Origin of the sequence: Caballeronia mineralivorans PML1(12) (assembly GCF_001028175.1) — a bacterium.
GTDB lineage: Bacteria > Pseudomonadota > Gammaproteobacteria > Burkholderiales > Burkholderiaceae > Caballeronia > Caballeronia mineralivorans.
The window spans coordinates 37999-50477 of sequence record NZ_AEJF01000116.1; the positions used below are offsets into that span (position 1 = coordinate 37999).

Below are 12479 nucleotides of genomic sequence, written 5' to 3' on the forward strand. Positions count from 1 at the left end.
TTGAATGGCAGAAAATTCGGACCTTCGATCCGGCCTTGCGGTGTGCTCAGGCAGCCAGGGTTTCCGCTGCGGTTCCTGCTGCGGTGGGTGCGCCGTCATCGTATTGGGCAAGCCACGTTACCGCCGTCTCACGAAAACGCGCGAGACCCTTGTATGCAGCGAGTTCGTCCGGCAATGACTGCAGCACGCGGTGCATCCGGCGCGCCCACTTGCCCACGCGCACCAGTTCGTCCAGGCGGATCAGGTAGCAGCGCACGCCGAACAGCACCCCGTTGCTGCGCGGCAACCGGAAAAGCGTCTGCAATTCGACCCGCAAATGCAGTTTTTGCCCGACGTTTTCGGGGGTGATGCTGGCGCGGTCTGGACCCCAGTGGGGATAGTTTTCCGGCGACGTGTCGAGGCGTGGATTTACTGTCATCGTCCAGTTGAGGCGCCGCACCGGCTTGCCCCATTGCAAACGCAGCAGGAATTGCAACGCGCGGTCGAACACACCCATCTGGTGTGCGAGCGGCACGGGTGCATGCCATTCGACGAAGCTCATGCCGAGATCAAAGTCGAGCGACCAGTCCGCCTGAGACGTCACCATGCCACCGTCCATGAACAGGTTGTCGTCGCGATGATCGAGCAGGCAGAAATCGCCCTGCGCCTGCCGCGTGATGTATTCGAACGGCGGCAGCGGTAGCGTCGATGCATCGCCGAAACGGAAACGGTCAGCGATCCCCAGTGGGCCATTGATCCACGTCCACCATTCGCCGTCTCGTGTCAGGCGGAAGTGCTGCGGATAGTCGCGCGACAGGCTTTCCATCAACAGCTCGAGCGTGTCCCACTCGGCCGCCTGCATGTGCGGCAGGACCTGACAACGCAGCGGATCGGCCGCGAGTGTCAGCGCGCGGTCGCGGCATTCCGCAACATAGTGTTCATCGACATCGAAGGTGGCCTGGAACGCGTCCGAGGGGCCGCCTGCCACATGCGGTTCAATGTTGACGCTGTACAGGTAGCGGTCTTCGTGAAACGGAAACGGGAAACGCAGGATCGCGTCGTCGCTGTTGTTGTAGCGGAAGTCGTCGCGAAAGGTCTCGTCGGGCTTGAAGGTCATGGTCATTTCGATCCCCGGGGGATGAGTATCTGGTCGGCACTGCTCGGGCATCACAGCACAGCACTACAGGTCCAGCACGAGCCGCTCACAAGCAGCGCGCGACACGCACAGCATGATGTGGCGCCCTTCGCTGCGCTCCGCCGCCGAGAGGAAGTAGTCGCGATGCTCCGGGCGGCCCTCGAGAACGGTCGTCTTGCACACGCCGCAAGCGCCGCCGCGGCACTGGCTGTCCGCATGCACGCCGGCGGCTTCGAGGGCGTCGAGCAACGACACATCGCCAGGCACCTGGACGTCGATGCCGCTGCGCGCGAGGCTGGCGACGAACGAAGCGCCGCCACGCGGACTACCGAAGCGCTCGGCATGCAGTGTGCTCGCCGGCCAGCCGAGTTCACGAGCGCTGGAAAGCACATGGTCCATCAGTGCATCCGGCCCGCAAACATACAGCTGCGTGCCCACGGGTTGAGCGCGCAACAGGGCGGTCACATCCAGACGACGTCCTTCCAGATCCTGATAGACGCGAGTGTTCGGACGCTCGCCGAACCAGCCGGCGAAGCAGGCTTGTTCGTCGTCGCGGGCGCAGTAGTGGAGTTCGAACGGCTGGCCCAGAGCCTCAAGTTCAGGCAGGTAAGAAAGGAACGGTGTAATGCCTACGCCGGCGGCGATCAGGAGATGCCGCTTGGCCATGCGAACTGGCGCAAACAGATTGACGGGCGGCGTAGCCTCGAGCACGGCGCCCGCCACTATCTCGCGATGAATGAAGTGCGAGCCTCCGCGCGATTCCGGCACGCGGCGCACGATGATCTCGTATGCGTCACGAGTGCCCGGTTTGCTCGTCAGCGAATAGGCATTGCGGAAGGTTCTGCTTGCATCGCGCAACGTCAGCACAATATGCGAGCCCGCCGATGCGGGCGCCAGCAGTTGTTCCTGTCCGTATGCCGGGACCAGGCGCAGATGTTTCAATGATGGCGACAAGTCACGCGTCGCCTCAACGCGCAGTTCGATCCGGTCGATGTTGCGGCTCATCGGCGCAGTTCCTCGACGGGCGGCAGCACGCCGGGTTCTTCGGCATCGGCCTGTACGCCTATGTATGCGCCCAGCCTTCGCGAGAAATGCGCCCGCACGGCAAGCGTCTTGCCGCATGACGGACAGGTAACGAGATTGGTTTCGGTGTCACGGATGGTGTGACGGCAGTGGATGCAGTAGACATTGCGCGACGGTTTGCCCGCGAGTTCGAGCTGCATAGAGTCGGTTGTCATTCCATACCGGGTCGCAATTGCGCTCGCTTGCCACAGGAACGGTTCCGATCCAATCACATATAGACGCAGGCCCATGCGGGCTTGCGACAAAAACGCTTCCACCGTTGCCCACAAGCTTTGGACATCGTTGAAGCTGCGACATTCGTACCGCGCTCGCGTCGATAAGCGGAGGATCTTGTTGCCGAGCAAATAGACGAACAATGAACCCGCTGCATCGCTCAGCGGGTTCAACTGCTCCGGCTTGAGCCATTCGGCCCTCTCAACGATCACCAGGTGCTGCCGCGCCGTCGCTGCCGCCGCGATTTGTACCGGATAGTAGACTGGCGTGCTCGGAATGGCTTCGATCTGCATCATTCGGTTCCGACGTTAGGTATCTGCACCTGCTGCGGCGCTTGACTCGACTATCGCCCGTCGGAATTCGATCCTCAATTCTCTTGAGGGAGTACCACCTTGGAGGGAGAAGTCCGCGGGGTACTGTCAGCTTGCGGGCAGCTTGGCGTGGACGCGGCGATAATGTCGGCCATGAAACCAGCGACCCGGCAAAAAAACACCTGACACCGATAACCCGCTGTCTTATGCGGGCTATCGCTTCTCGCCCGATGTGATTAGCTATGCGGTGTGCTTGTACGACCGTTTCCCGCTCGGCCTGCGCATGGTCGAGGAACTGCTGGCCGCACCCGGCATCGAACTTACATATGAGACGGTGCGGCGCTGGTCGGTAAAGTTTGGGCTGGGCATCGCCCGACGCATCCGCTCTACGGCGTTGGGCCGGGGCGACAAGTGGCGCCTCGATGAAGTGGTCGTCACGATTAATGGCAGAAAGCACTGGCTGTGGCGCGCGCTGGACCAGCATGGAGCGGTGCTCGATGTGCTGGCGCAAAGCCGACGCGACAGGCACGCGGCCAGGCGGCTCATGCGCAAGGTGTTAAAGAAGCACGGGCGTGCCCCACGTGTACTGATCACCGATAAGCTTAAGAGTTACGCGGCGGCGAACAGGGATCTGGGAATAACCGAAACTAATTGCGCATATCTGGCGGCGCGGATCACCAAATCCAGTCTTCATGCAGCTCGCAGACAAATTCGGCAGCGTCAGAAAACCCGCAACCAGTTGTTAGAGCAATACCAGTCTCACAGCCTTTGATACGAGATAGCTCGAACTTGCGATTCGCCTTCGGCATTGACGTTCCTCGAAGCATGCGACATTGATTGGAGCCGTCCCGCCTCCATGTGCAGACGCTGATCTTGTCGTGTGCTTCAAATCAACGCTCCCTCAATCTCCCGCGCCCCAGCCACGGCCAGCGCGGCCAACCGAGCCATCGTCCGATCATCGGTTGTATCGGCAACAACATAGCTGATACTCCCCAATCCCAGCCGGTCCGCATTCAAAATAGGCGCGGCAATCCCTGCCGAGCCCGCATCCACTTCCCCGCGGCTAATCAGGCTCCCCGCCTTTCTCCACTCAACCATCTTCGCCCGTTGCAGCCTGTCGTGGTCCATTCAACCCGAGCCATCCGGTGTTCTTGCTCAGTGTCGTCATTGCGGTCACTCTGTCGTTGGCAATATGGCAAGCCGCCCCCAGGTGGCGCAAATTTGAGGATTATTTGACGCATCTGTTCAAGAAACGCCGCTTGCCATAGCGTGTTGGCTGTTCTCGTTATCACTATTAGCCACTGTGCGTGGCGGCACGTCATTTCTGGCGGTCCGGCGATGCGTCAGAGTCGTCCGATGCGGAGCCATTGAATGGAGGGATGTTCGCCGGTAACGGCTTCCGGTACGACCGTGTGTATCAGGCGCATACCGCGCGCCGAATTCGCGAACCATACAACCGCATCTTTCGTCGCGCGATTGGCGAGAACGAACGCCCGGAATCCGGGATTATTTCCCCAATGGAAGAAACAATTCTCGGAAGGTTCGAGACCCCAACCTAGTCCCCATGCAACGGTGTGGTCATGCAGGATTCGACCGGTCTTTCAGCAGAGATGTAAAGAGCATCGAGATCGCCGGATCGGAAATGAGTGGCCCAGCGGCGTTCGGCAACGCGGTGATCACCTTGAGCGAGCGCTCGTGATACGCGCGGGCAGCGGCACGCGCGCCTTCAACATCGCCGGCCCTTATCGCGTCGACGATTCGTTGACGTTCCTTCGACAGGCGCCCAGCGGTCTTGCGCCAGGCTTCGAAGCGTTTGCCCTGTATCTCTCTGGCCAGCCCGATCTGCATGCTCGCAAGGAACCGGCACAGCGCAACGAGCAGCGGATTACCCGATGCCGTGACCAGTGCGTTGAGAAACCGCGTCAATCCATCAGCGATTTCTTCCGGCGATACCGCTTGGTCAACCGCAACCAGCGCCTGCTGCATCGTGTCGACCTCCTGCTCCGTCGCCCTTGCCGCGGCCAGTTCGGCTGCGTAGGTATTCAGCGCGCCGTGTACGCCCAAAACCTGCGCGATGCCAATGCGTTCGAGCTGAATCGTCGAGCGCAGCGAATTCGCGATCAATTCATCAGCTCGGACAGTCACGTAGGCACCCTTACCATGCTTGACTTCGACAAGTCCCGCACTCGAGAGCCCCCTTATGGCCTCGCGAATGGTCGCGACGCTCACGCCGTATTCTTCGACCAGCTCTCGTTCCGCCGGTAATTTTTGGCCGTGCACGAATTGTCTGCTCAGGATTCGCTGGCTGAGATCGTCGAGAACGCGGTCCGTGACATTGCCGCGGTCGATGCGCCGTGCCGATGGTTGAGGTGCGGTGGACGACGTCTTCATTGGGTAGTTTTCCTCAGTGTTGTCGACTATGTCGCTTTTGACGTGTATGCCTTGCACTACTGTGCGGCGCTCTTGAACAACCGGACGATAAGGTCGCGAAGCCACACGTTGCCCGGATCGGTCGAATAACGCCGGAACCAATACATGTTGATTTTCATGTCGTGGCGAGAGCCCGGCAGATCGATTTTCCGATACCCGCCCTTCGGACTCCATTTCTCGAACACATCGCCCACATAGCGCGGCACCACTGCTGCCAATTCATTTTCCGCGAAGATTGCCGGCAGCACCATGAAATGCGGAACGGACAGTCGCACGCGGTCCTGCAAGCCATGCTCGACCAAGATCTTCAACGTTTCGGGATGCGACGTAACCACGACGAATTCGAGCTGGTCAAGCGGACACGCGTGCGCTTCGGTGGTCGGCGGCGCGAGGATCATATAGTCCTCGCAAAACAGATGCTCTGATTGAAACAGCTCGTCGAGCATCGGCAGATAGCCGAGCGCGAAATCGATCTGCCCGCTTTCGAGCGCCTGCGTCAGCTCGAGGCTGCCCAACTGACATGTCTCGAGACGGACGCCGGGCGCGCTCGCCTGCAGCTCGCGCACCAATGGCGGCAGGAATATCGCCTCGCCGAAATCGCTCATATGCATCAAAAACGTACGCCGGCCGCTCGCTGGATCGAAGCGCCAACCTTCGTCGAACGTCGCCTGCAGATTGCGCATCGCCTGCTGGATCGATGGCGCGATCCGCGTCGCCGCAATCGTCGGCCCCACACCACCGTGCAGCCTCACAAAAAGCGGGTCGCCGAACAGCGCGCGCAGGCGTGTCAGACCGTGGCTGACCGACGGCTGCGTGATGCCGAGCCGCACCGCGGCGCGGCTCACGCTGCGCTCGACGTAGATTGCTTCGAACACCTTCAGAAGATTTAGGTCGACGGAATAGATATTCATGCTGTCTATATTAGAAATGAACCGCACCGCATGGACAGCGGTGATTTTGCGCCCTTACACTGAAGTTGTGTTGCCGATTCAGGGCGGAGTACCCTTCACGGGAAGCGTCCAATGTGCCAGCGTTAGCAACGCGATAACTATACCCATTCGATCGTGCCGTAGCCAGTTATCAGTTAACTGGTGTTCCAAAAAACGCCGTGTTCACTCTTGCTGACGAAGATTGGCAACGTGACATGCCGGAACGACAGCGCACGCCATACGGAGGAGACATGAGCTTGAACGAAAAGATGGACTTGGAAGCGTTGATCGATTCGAAGCCGATCAGCCGCTTCCAGATCCTGGTAATAGGGCTTTGCGCGCTCGTCGCGATGATGGATGGCTTCGATATGCAATCTATCGCGTTCGTCGCTCCGGAAATCGTAGGCGCGTGGAAGATCGCGCCCGCGGTGATCGGCTTGGTATTTGGCGCTGGACTACTCGGGGGTTTGATCGGCGCAGTGATATTCGGGCGCATCGGCGATAGCAAAGGTCGCAAACCGACGCTGCTTTGCGCGATCCTGCTCGTCGCAATCGGCTCGTTTGCCACGCCGTTTTCGTCGTCGATCACGACGCTGATCGTCGCCTTGTTCTTTACCGGCATAGGTCTCGGCGGCGCGATGCCGAATTTCATCGCGCTGGCCTCCGAGTATTCCCCGAGTCGCCGCAGAGCCACGCTGGTCGCGCTGATGTTCTGCGGCTTTCCACTTGGCGCGGTGATCGGCGGCCTGGTGTCTGCCCGACTCATCCCGTTGTTCGGCTGGACAAGCGTGTTCGTCGCAGGCGGCGTGTTCTCGCTGCTGATCCTGCCGCTCGTTGCGACACGCATTCCGGAGTCCGCACGTTTTCTCGGGCTGCGCAACGATCGCATGAAGGTATTGCCCATCGTCACCCGGATGGGCTACGCGGATACGTGGAACGGCGATGTCGGCGCCGCCGCGCGCGGGCATTCGTCGGTCGCGCGCCTGCTCGCCGACGGACGCGCACCGGGAACAATCCTGCTGTGGATCATTTCGTTCCTCAGCATGTTCATGCTCTACATGCTGATCAACTGGATCCCGATGATGGCGCGCCGCAGCGGCCTGGGCATCGAAAGCGCGGTTGTCGCGGTCTCGATGCTGAACCTCGGCGGCATCATCGGCAGCGTCACGCTTGGTCGCCTGTCGGACAGTACCCGGAGTCCTGCCATTGTCCTCGGCGGCTCATACATGGTCGGCGCCGCGATGATCGCATTGATCGGCCACGCGGTTCACTCGGGCCTCGCGCTCTGCTCGGTCGCGTTCCTCGCCGGCTGCTTCAGCATGGGTGCGCAGCTCTGCACGGTCGCGCTGTGCGCCAACTTCTACGACACCTTTTTGCGCGCGACAGGGATCGGCTGCTCGATGGCTGCCGGACGCATCGGCGCAATCGTCGGGCCGGTCTTTGGCGGCATGCTGCTCGCCGCCGGAACCGGCGCGCCATCGCTGTTCGCGATGGCCGGCGTGACCTCGCTCGGCGCCGGTGCGGCAGTCCTCACAATGGGACTGCTCGTGATGCGGCCCCGCGAGCACGCGAGCAAGCGGACGGGCGCGAACACCGTCGCGCGTGAGTCGACCTGAGACACGACCTGAGACACGACAGCAGCAGATATCACCAAACCGGAGTATAGAGACAATGAAGATCGTTTCGTTTGACAACACCGAATGGGCCAACGACCATCCGCTCGGCACTATCCTGTTCAAGCATCTACTCAGCGGCGAGCCGGATTCCCCAGATAACTTCATGTATATCCTGGGCCGGCAGGACGGCGATTTCTCGATGCCGACGCATCGGCACAACTTCGATCAGATCCGCCTGCCGATCCGCGGCGACATGAATCTGGGCCGCACCGGCGTGCTGCACGAGAACGAGATCGGTTACTTTCCCGAAGGACTCGCGTACGGGCCGCAGGATGACCCGCTCGGCGACACGGCGCCTGGTGAGCGTCTGCAGTTGGTGCTGCAGTTCGGCGGCGCATCGGGCTATGGGTTCATGAGCATCGAGCGGCGCCGTAAGGCTCGTGACGAGCTCGCCGCGATCGGCAAATTTGCTGGCCCGTTCTATCACTGGCCGGATGGGAAAAAAGACTGGGCGCTGAGCGCAATCTGGAAGCGGGCGTTCGGCAGCACCCTCAAATATCCGCGCCCGCGCTACAAGAACGTTATCTTCATCGACCCGAGCTCGTTCAACTGGCTGCCGATCGCGGACGCCAAAGGCGTCGAGCACAAATACATGGGTGCGTTCTCGGAACGCGGTGTGTGGATCGAGATGATCAGGATGCATCCGGATACGGTCTGGACGTCGGCCGATTCCCGTGGCCCGCGCCTGTTTACTGTGCTCGACGGTCATGGAGATGTACAGGGACAACCGCTCGGCTATCTGAGCGCGCTCCAGGTCGAGCCCGGCGAAACGGTGACGCTGCGCGCGACGCAGGAGATGTCGCTGTTCCTCGTCGGTTTGCCGCCGGTTCAACTGCCGGAAGTCGAGTCGATCCAATACGACGAAGACGCACTTCCGGAAAAAGCTGACGTCAATTGATGCACTCTCCGTCGCGCGCGTCTGTCGCAAAACCTGAAGTGGCTGCCGTGCATCGCGCGCGCGGTCGATCTTCTCATACCTTTGAGGTACTTCGATGCAAGCTTTATCGCTGAGTCTGGCTTCCCGAATCGTCGATCTCGCTCTCGAGAAAGCGAGAGCGATCGACTGCAAGCCCCTGACCGTGGCTGTACTCGATACGGGCGGTCATCTGCTCGTTCTCAAGCGCGAGGATGGCTCCGGCATTCTGCGTCCGCAGATCGCGATCGCGAAGGCATGGGGCGTGCTCGGCATGGGGCTCGGCGGTCGCACGCTCGCCGAGCGAGCCACCGCGGCGCCCGCATTCTTCTCCGCGCTCGGCGACATTTCGGGCGGCCGCATGGCGCCTGTGCCGGGCGGCGTGCTGCTGCGCGATGGCGGCGGGAATTTGCTCGGCTCTGTCGGCATCAGCGGTGACACCTCGGATACCGACGAAACTTGCGCCGTGTTTGCGATCGAAAGCAGCGGTCTGAAGGCTGACCCGGGCTGAAGTACAGCCGAGCGGGATCGCGGCGAGAACGTTCGTCTCGGCTCGTAAGGTATTTATCCGGTAATTTAAAAAACAACGACCGGGAAGAATAATTATATTTAGGAGACCTTTATGATAAAAAAGCTGATTTACCTGCTTGGCATTGCAGTCTGTGCGCCCGCTTTTGCGCAAAGCAGCGTCACGTTATACGGCATTCTAGATTCAGGCATTACGTTCACGTCGAATCAAAGCGGGAAAAGCAATGTGTTTTTCCAAAGCGGGACGATGGTGCCGACGGTGCTTGGCTTTCGCGGCACCGAAGATCTGGGCGGAGGACTCCAGGCGATCTTCAAGCTCGTCGACAATTTCAACGATGGAACCGGTGCGATGGTAAACGGCGCCCTGTTCGGCAAGGAAGCATGGGTGGGTCTGCAAGACGCTAAGTTCGGTACGCTGACCGCCGGCAATCAATTCGACTTCATGTTCAAGTACATGACGATTGACCGCTGGGGAATCATGCTGAAGTACAACCCGGTCTACTACACACAGCAGGGGCCGTTCGCGAAGCTCAACCTGCCAAACGGTGCAATGGACTTCGACCGGACCGCGGGCAGCATAACGACGAACAACTCAGTCTCCTATGAAACCCCGAATTACAACGGCCTGAAGTTCGGCGCCATGTATGCGTTCGGCGGTCAGACGGGGGCCTTCGGCCAGGACAGCACCCAAAGCCTGGGGCTGCGCTACGGCAATGCGGCCGTCACGCTGGACGCGGCCTACACATACGCGAAGTTCGCGAACATCAACAACGGCAACAACGGGATCAGGAACTGGGGAATTGGCGGCCGCGTTTTAGTGTACGACGCACTCGTTGACGCCATGTTCACGAACACCGAAAACACCTATAACGGCGCACGCGTCAATGTGTACGAAGTCGGCGGCTTCTACCCGTTCACGCCGGCAGACGAGATCACTTTGAGCTACCAGTTCGATCAGGGTAACGCAGTGCTGAGCGACAACAAGGCGCACCAGGTGAGCCTGACGTATGCGCACGATCTGTCGAAGAAAACTTTCGTCTACGCAACGGTGATCCGGCAATGGGTCAGTGGCGATGGACAAGCGCTCGCGTCGATCATTGGCTCGGGCGGAACGTCGTCGGGCAGTACTCAGACGCTGTGCCGGATCGGCATGACGATACGGTTCTGAGCGCATCGGCGCAAATCCCTCGATGAGGAAAACGATGTCCGGAGCGCTCGCACCGGGCCAACAGGGGAAACCGGAATTGAAACAAGAAGACATCAATGCGATCGAGCAGCTGTTGAGCGATTTCGCCTGGTATGCGGATCGGGGCAATGGCGAGTCGATGGCGAAACTGTTTGTGCCGGACGGGGTGCTGCACGTCGGCGGCCAGCAACTGGCCGGACGCGATGCAATCGCGCGAGATTGCGAACGCCGACATGCGGAACCGGGACGCAAGACCCGGCACGTCTGGTCGAATCTGCGGGTCGAGAGCGAGGACGCCGGCGGCGCGCGCACGACTGCCGTGCAGATAACGTTTGAGCAGCGTGACCCGAATGGAACGGTGCATACGCGCGTCAACGATCTGCTCGACACGCTGCGCCGCGTGAAGTCCGGTGTATGGCTGATAGAAAACCGGGTGATTCAACGCGAAATCGCGTTCTAGTCCATCCATTCCCGACCAAAGGAAAGCCATGAATGGCAGCAACAGCCTGACGATCGAGTCGGCCCTCGATGCGGGCCATCTTTCGCGATTGCAGATCTGGATCATGGTGCTATGCGGCGCAATCGCGCTAATCGACGGATTCGATACGCAGGCGATCGCGTTCGTTGCTCCACATATCGCCAGCGCGTGGCGGGTCGCGCCATCTTCATTCGGCCCGGTGTTCGGCGCGGGGCTGCTCGGCAGTTTCGCTGGCGCGCTGATCATGGGACCGCTCGGAGACCGTATCGGCCGTAAGCCGGCATTGCTCCTCTCAGTGTCGATCTTCGCGGCAGGATCGCTGATCACCGCGTTCGTCTCGTCCGTCGGTGTTCTCATCGGAATGCGGTTTGTCACTGGCTTTGGGCTCGGCGGCGCGCTGCCGTGCTTCATTGCGCTCGCATCTGAATACGCGCCGAAGCGCCGGCGCGAATCGCTGGTATCGCTGATGTTTTGCGGCTTTCCAGTCGGCGCAGTGATCGGTGGCCTGGTTTCTGAAGGCATGGTCTCGCTGTGGGGCTGGCAGAGCGTCTTCATCGCCGGAGGGCTGTTGCCGATCGCAATCGCTGCGGTCTTCATACCGGTCGTTCCGGAGTCGATCGGTCATCTCGCAAGTCGCGGAAGATTCGCCGAAATACGCCAGATACTGGCGCGGATGGGGCTCAGCGCGAGCGACGACCTGATGCGTGCACCCCCGCCCTTGCGCGTCACCGTATCGAGGTTGTTCGCCGAGAAGCGCGCTGCCGGCACGCTACTGCTTTGGGCCACGCTGTTCCTCAGCTTGCTGCTGACTTATCTCCTGATCAACTGGATACCGCTGGTCGCGCGCGCAGTTGGCGCGAACGTCAGGGCCGCCGTGATCGCGGTGTCGCTGCTGAATCTGGGCGCGGTGTGCGGTTGCCTCGTGATCGGATGGCTCGCGGACCGCTATCCGCCGCCGCGCGTGATCGGCTGCGCATACGCAGCGGGCGCAGTTGCGATCTTTCTGATCGGGCAGACTCAGCATTCGGCAGTGTTGTTGTGTGCAACCGCATTTTTTGCCGGAGTACTGAGCATCGGCGCACAGATGTGCACCGTATCTTTCTGTGCGAGCTTCTACGACACGACAGTGCGTTCGACCGGCGTCGGCTGGGCGATGGGGATAGGCCGCTTCGGCGCGATCGTCGGGCCGGTGCTCGGTGGCCTCCTGCTAAGCGCTGGAGTAGACGCAGCCGCGCTGTTCGTGACCGCCGCAGCCGTGTCAATAGGAGCAGGCGGCGTGATGTGGGTGATGGCGCTCACTGTGTCCGACGACCCGGAACACCCCGGCAGGTTTGCGCGGGTGTCGTCGAAACGCCACCTTGCCGACTAACCCGACAGATGTGGCAGCCACGTCGTTGCCCACACTCCCTCGTGGCATTGCCACGTGTTCGGGCAGTCGCATAAGATCGAGCGATGAAGATCGGTAATGGCGAACAGCTGCTGGCTATCGTTCCGGCACGCGCACTCGTGGTGGTTGTCGCGGCCGGAAATTACAACGACCCGAACGACTGGCAAGTACCCGACGAAGTACTGCGCCATTTTGTGCTGCCCGGCCTCAAGGCGTGACGTGCCTATTCGT

At 60.7% G+C, this 12479-nt stretch carries 14 protein-coding genes; 8 read left to right on the plus strand and 6 right to left on the minus strand.

Going from position 1 to position 12479, the window contains the following annotated elements:
• Nucleotides 1-46 precede the first annotated feature (46 nt).
• The 3 genes from EOS_RS18145 to EOS_RS43585 form a co-directional block, all read right to left on the minus strand.
• The gene (locus EOS_RS18145) at nucleotides 47-1102 is read right to left on the minus strand and encodes a heme-dependent oxidative N-demethylase family protein (RefSeq protein ID WP_047848053.1); all 1056 of its coding nucleotides are present in this window, start codon (nucleotides 1100-1102) and stop codon (nucleotides 47-49) included.
• A gap of 57 nt (nucleotides 1103-1159) precedes the next feature.
• On the minus strand, nucleotides 1160-1780 hold the full coding sequence (locus EOS_RS49290; protein WP_407639153.1) for a flavin reductase family protein: 621 nt from the start codon (nucleotides 1778-1780) through the stop codon (nucleotides 1160-1162).
• A 335-nt stretch (nucleotides 1781-2115) separates the two neighbouring features.
• Nucleotides 2116-2706 carry a dimethylamine monooxygenase subunit DmmA family protein gene (locus EOS_RS43585; protein ID WP_152693142.1) on the minus strand — a complete coding sequence of 197 codons (591 nt, stop codon included), beginning with the start codon at nucleotides 2704-2706 and terminating at the stop codon, nucleotides 2116-2118.
• 214 nt (nucleotides 2707-2920) lie between these two features.
• Here EOS_RS43585 and EOS_RS18160 point away from each other — a divergent pair, with 214 nt between their 5' ends.
• The gene (locus EOS_RS18160; RefSeq protein WP_456151143.1) at nucleotides 2921-3493 is read left to right on the plus strand and encodes an IS6 family transposase; all 573 of its coding nucleotides are present in this window, start codon (nucleotides 2921-2923) and stop codon (nucleotides 3491-3493) included.
• Nucleotides 3494-3606: 113 nt separating this feature from the next.
• Here the strand turns inward: EOS_RS18160 and EOS_RS18165 are convergent, their stop codons facing one another.
• From EOS_RS18165 to EOS_RS18180, 3 genes are all read right to left on the minus strand, one after another.
• Entirely contained in the window at nucleotides 3607-3849 is a 243-nt protein-coding gene (locus EOS_RS18165) for an IclR family transcriptional regulator (RefSeq protein WP_047848054.1), read from the minus strand.
• A 450-nt stretch (nucleotides 3850-4299) separates the two neighbouring features.
• Nucleotides 4300-5112, minus strand: coding sequence for a FadR/GntR family transcriptional regulator (locus EOS_RS18175; protein WP_047848056.1), 813 nt, complete (start codon nucleotides 5110-5112; stop codon nucleotides 4300-4302).
• Between the two features lie 56 nt (nucleotides 5113-5168).
• Nucleotides 5169-6062, minus strand: a complete 894-nt coding sequence (locus tag EOS_RS18180) for a LysR family transcriptional regulator (RefSeq protein ID WP_053063950.1) — start codon at nucleotides 6060-6062, stop codon at nucleotides 5169-5171.
• Nucleotides 6063-6331: 269 nt separating this feature from the next.
• Between EOS_RS18180 and EOS_RS18185 the strand changes: the two genes are divergently transcribed.
• The 7 genes from EOS_RS18185 to EOS_RS47110 all read left to right on the plus strand — a co-directional run bounded on the left by EOS_RS18185 (nucleotide 6332) and on the right by EOS_RS47110 (nucleotide 12466).
• Nucleotides 6332-7696: an MFS transporter gene (locus EOS_RS18185; RefSeq protein WP_053063951.1), complete on the plus strand. Its 1365-nt coding sequence runs from the start codon at nucleotides 6332-6334 to the stop codon at nucleotides 7694-7696.
• Between the two features lie 55 nt (nucleotides 7697-7751).
• Complete coding sequence (locus EOS_RS18190; protein ID WP_053063952.1) at nucleotides 7752-8654, plus strand: hypothetical protein; 903 nt, start codon at nucleotides 7752-7754, stop codon at nucleotides 8652-8654.
• Nucleotides 8655-8748: 94 nt separating this feature from the next.
• Nucleotides 8749-9180: a GlcG/HbpS family heme-binding protein gene (locus EOS_RS18195; RefSeq protein ID WP_047848057.1), complete on the plus strand. Its 432-nt coding sequence runs from the start codon at nucleotides 8749-8751 to the stop codon at nucleotides 9178-9180.
• A gap of 111 nt (nucleotides 9181-9291) precedes the next feature.
• Nucleotides 9292-10365, plus strand: coding sequence for a porin (locus EOS_RS18200; protein WP_047848058.1), 1074 nt, complete (start codon nucleotides 9292-9294; stop codon nucleotides 10363-10365).
• 34 nt (nucleotides 10366-10399) lie between these two features.
• Nucleotides 10400-10843 carry a nuclear transport factor 2 family protein gene (locus EOS_RS43590; protein WP_053063953.1) on the plus strand — a complete coding sequence of 148 codons (444 nt, stop codon included), beginning with the start codon at nucleotides 10400-10402 and terminating at the stop codon, nucleotides 10841-10843.
• Between the two features lie 28 nt (nucleotides 10844-10871).
• On the plus strand, nucleotides 10872-12230 hold the full coding sequence (locus tag EOS_RS18210) for an MFS transporter (protein ID WP_053063954.1): 1359 nt from the start codon (nucleotides 10872-10874) through the stop codon (nucleotides 12228-12230).
• An 83-nt stretch (nucleotides 12231-12313) separates the two neighbouring features.
• Nucleotides 12314-12466: a hypothetical protein gene (locus EOS_RS47110; protein ID WP_160312510.1), complete on the plus strand. Its 153-nt coding sequence runs from the start codon at nucleotides 12314-12316 to the stop codon at nucleotides 12464-12466.
• The last annotated feature ends 13 nt before the right edge of the window (nucleotides 12467-12479 follow it).

Excerpts from the sequence above, each read along its gene's own strand:
- EOS_RS18145 (WP_047848053.1), bottom strand. The coding sequence starts at position 1,102 with ATGACCATGACCTTCAAGCCCGACGAGACCTTTCGCGACGACTTCCGC.
- EOS_RS43590 (WP_053063953.1), top strand. The coding sequence starts at position 10,400 with ATGTCCGGAGCGCTCGCACCGGGCCAACAGGGGAAACCGGAATTGAAA.
- EOS_RS47110 (WP_160312510.1), top strand. The coding sequence starts at position 12,314 with ATGAAGATCGGTAATGGCGAACAGCTGCTGGCTATCGTTCCGGCACGC.
- EOS_RS18165 (WP_047848054.1), bottom strand. The coding sequence starts at position 3,849 with ATGGACCACGACAGGCTGCAACGGGCGAAGATGGTTGAGTGGAGAAAG.
- EOS_RS18200 (WP_047848058.1), top strand. The coding sequence starts at position 9,292 with ATGATAAAAAAGCTGATTTACCTGCTTGGCATTGCAGTCTGTGCGCCC.
- EOS_RS43585 (WP_152693142.1), bottom strand. The coding sequence starts at position 2,706 with ATGATGCAGATCGAAGCCATTCCGAGCACGCCAGTCTACTATCCGGTA.
- EOS_RS18190 (WP_053063952.1), top strand. The coding sequence starts at position 7,752 with ATGAAGATCGTTTCGTTTGACAACACCGAATGGGCCAACGACCATCCG.
- EOS_RS49290 (WP_407639153.1), bottom strand. The coding sequence starts at position 1,780 with ATGGCCAAGCGGCATCTCCTGATCGCCGCCGGCGTAGGCATTACACCG.
- EOS_RS18185 (WP_053063951.1), top strand. The coding sequence starts at position 6,332 with ATGAGCTTGAACGAAAAGATGGACTTGGAAGCGTTGATCGATTCGAAG.
- EOS_RS18195 (WP_047848057.1), top strand. The coding sequence starts at position 8,749 with ATGCAAGCTTTATCGCTGAGTCTGGCTTCCCGAATCGTCGATCTCGCT.
- EOS_RS18175 (WP_047848056.1), bottom strand. The coding sequence starts at position 5,112 with ATGAAGACGTCGTCCACCGCACCTCAACCATCGGCACGGCGCATCGAC.
- EOS_RS18180 (WP_053063950.1), bottom strand. The coding sequence starts at position 6,062 with ATGAATATCTATTCCGTCGACCTAAATCTTCTGAAGGTGTTCGAAGCA.
- EOS_RS18210 (WP_053063954.1), top strand. The coding sequence starts at position 10,872 with ATGAATGGCAGCAACAGCCTGACGATCGAGTCGGCCCTCGATGCGGGC.